Origin of the sequence: Pseudomonas sp. 5Ae-yellow, assembly GCF_014077575.1 — a bacterium.
Taxonomy (GTDB): Bacteria; Pseudomonadota; Gammaproteobacteria; order Pseudomonadales; family Pseudomonadaceae; genus Halopseudomonas; species Halopseudomonas neustonica.
In genome coordinates this window covers 1-1,238 of record NZ_JACGWE010000115.1, presented here as the reverse complement: position 1 = coordinate 1,238, position 1,238 = coordinate 1, and the positions used below count along the sequence as shown (strand labels likewise).

At 53.5% G+C, this 1,238-nt stretch carries 1 protein-coding gene; it reads right to left on the bottom strand.

The window, feature by feature from the left end:
* Positions 1-8: 8 nt before the first annotated feature.
* Positions 9-1,171 (bottom strand): IS3 family transposase gene (locus H4J77_RS19495; protein ID WP_124014355.1). Its coding sequence is split into 2 segments (ribosomal slippage): positions 9-916 and positions 916-1,171, totalling 1,164 coding nucleotides; the frame shifts between segments, so codons are not numbered across the junction.
* Positions 1,172-1,238 lie beyond the last annotated feature (67 nt).

Below are 1,238 nucleotides of genomic sequence, written 5' to 3'. Positions count from 1 at the left end.
TGTAGTGGTCAACTGATTCCGGACAGTGGATAAAGTTTTTCCTCTGCCTTGGCAGGTGCTAAACCATCATTGAATTGATGTGGTCTTAGCCAGTTGTACCGTGTCATCAGGTAATAGCTGATGTCTCGCTGTGCTTCTTTGAACGTGGCGTATCCGGTGCTTGGTATCCATTCTGACTTCAAGCTGCGGAACAGCCGCTCCATGGGCGCGTTATCCCAGCAGTTGCCCCGTCGGCTCATGCTTTGCCTCATACGGTAGCGCCATAACCGTTGCCTGAATTTGCGGCTGACATACTGGCTTCCCTGGTCCGAGTGAAACATCACGTCCTGAGGCCGGGCTCGCTGTTCATAAGCCATATCCAGCGCTCTTATGACCAGCTCTGCATTCGGGTGACTCGATAGCGCCCAGCCCACAACACGACGGCTAAACAGATCCAAGACGACGGCAAGGTAACACCAGCGTCCTTGAGCCCAAATATAGGTAATGTCGCCACACCAGGCCTGGTTAGGCGCTTGCACGGCAAACTCTCTGTTCAGATGGTTCGGGATATCCACTCGCTCAACGGTAGCGGACTTGTACGCATGACGCCCTGGCTGCTTGGATACCAACCCAAGATCGCGCATGAGGCTTCGGACCTTGAACCGGCCAATTTGATACCCTTCTTCGCGCATCGATCCCATGATCGTTCTGCTACCCGCAGAGCTCCGGCTCTCGTTAAACAGCTGATTTACCTTACTGCGCAGCATCAATTTCTCGGGATCAATTTGCTTCCGTCGACGCCGGGAATCGTAGTAGCTGGATCGGGAGATGCCGAACGCTTCACAGACCAGTTCAACAGGCTCATGCTCACTTAACCGGTCTATCAACGCGAACGATCGAGCTCGTCCGCCATCAAGAGAGCAGTAGCCTTTTTTAATATCGCTTTCTCCCGTTCAAGCCGATTGATCCGGGCTTCGAGCTCCTGAATCTTCTGTTGCTCTGGGGTTAAAGCTTTACCCTTGGGCGTGCCGCCGTCGCGCTCGGTTCGTAACTGGTCGACCCAGCGTCGTAGTGCTGTTTCTCCAACTCCCAGGGACTTGCTTGCCTCTATGACCGAGTATCCCTGGTCTAGAACCAGCAACGCGGCATCGTGCTTGAACTCAGTTGAAAACGTACGACGTTGTCTTGTCATGGAACACCTCAGCTATGGCGGTAAATTTACCACCCATTTCGGTGTCCGGGATTAGTAGACCACTACA